2 protein-coding genes are annotated in these 1,190 nt (G+C 63.7%); both read right to left on the bottom strand.

What is annotated here, in order from left to right; all coding sequences use genetic code 11:
* Window positions 1–65: 65 nt before the first annotated feature.
* The gene (locus ACSSV8_RS20205) at window positions 66–869 is read right to left on the bottom strand and encodes an ISAs1 family transposase (RefSeq protein ID WP_454283681.1); all 804 of its coding nucleotides are present in this window, start codon (window positions 867–869) and stop codon (window positions 66–68) included.
* Between the two features lie 68 nt (window positions 870–937).
* The coding region (locus tag ACSSV8_RS20200) for a hypothetical protein (RefSeq protein WP_454283680.1) at window positions 938–1,190 on the bottom strand (253 nt) is incomplete at its 5' end.

Below are 1,190 nucleotides of genomic sequence, written 5' to 3'. Positions count from 1 at the left end.
CAGTTCGTCCAGGATTTCTTTCGAGATGGTCATTCATGCTTCCTTTTGGTGAAGCATGAACCGGATCACTCATACACAAAAGATCGGACACTCTCGGTCGCCTCGATCCGGCCGAACGCCTTCAGTCCAGGAAAATCATGGTGCTCGGCCAGCCCCTTGGCCGGAACGACCACCGCAGTGCGACTCTCCGTCCGCCCATGCCCGGTCTCTTCGACGCGTGCCACCGGGTGGTTCTTGTTCACCTTGCCGAAGCAGGCCCGGGCGTCGGACAGGAGCGAGTCCTGGTTGGCCTTCAGCGCCAGGCACCAGTCCCCGCCCTGTGCGTTGATCGCCGCAACCGTGCGGCGATTGCAGTGCAAGGCATCGGCAGTCACGACCTTCCCCTTCAGTGCGATCAGCCCGAGCACATCGAGCGCGGCATCCAGCTCCGTGCCCCCGTCGGCGGTCACGCTGGCGAGCGTCAGGCGCAGCCGCGAGGCGTAAGCCGACACCATCATCCGCGTCCGCGCGCTCTCGCCCTTGTCGCGGGCGCCGCGCAAGGACTTCCCGTCGATGGCGATGACATCGCCCTCGCGCAGCAGGGCGGACACGTCGGCCAGCACCTGCCCGAAGGCGGCATCGAGCGCCTTCGGATCGATCATCCCGAGCACCAACGAGAACGTGTCGTGCGACGGGATGGAGTGCTTTAGCTTGAGGAAATCCCTGAAAATGTTCTCTTTTGCCCGGCCGAAGGCGGACATCTCGGCGCAAGACGTCGCGCCGCACAGGACGGAAACGAATGCGATCACCAGCAGCTCACCGAGGTCATGCCGAGCGTTCTCTGCGCGGGGATCAGGGACGCTGTCAAAGGCGGAAAGGAAGATGTGCATGGCGGCAACGGGCTCCGTGGGATGAGCTTCCCCACGCAGAATCCATCACGCGCCCGGCAGCAAGAGGGTCAGATCACAGCCTCAAAGCCAACTGCGATTCCCCTGATCGGGCAACGGCTGGCCTGCCGGGCACAGGACTGTTCTACACGGTTCATGACCGTCAGCGCGCCGGGGCTGCTCCGGCGCGATACGTGCGGCAGCGTGACCGGCTGAAGCTCGGCTTCTTCTGTCAACGGCGGAGTAAAATTCGGCCATTGTGGCGGAGCAAAAGTCGGCCAGTTTGGGGCGAGCGCCTTGGAGCGTGCGGCCCTCATATAGCAA

Source organism: Roseovarius sp. MBR-79, from assembly GCF_053628555.1.
Note: the sequence above shows the minus strand (reverse complement) of the source record. Positions and strands in the feature narration are given on the sequence as shown.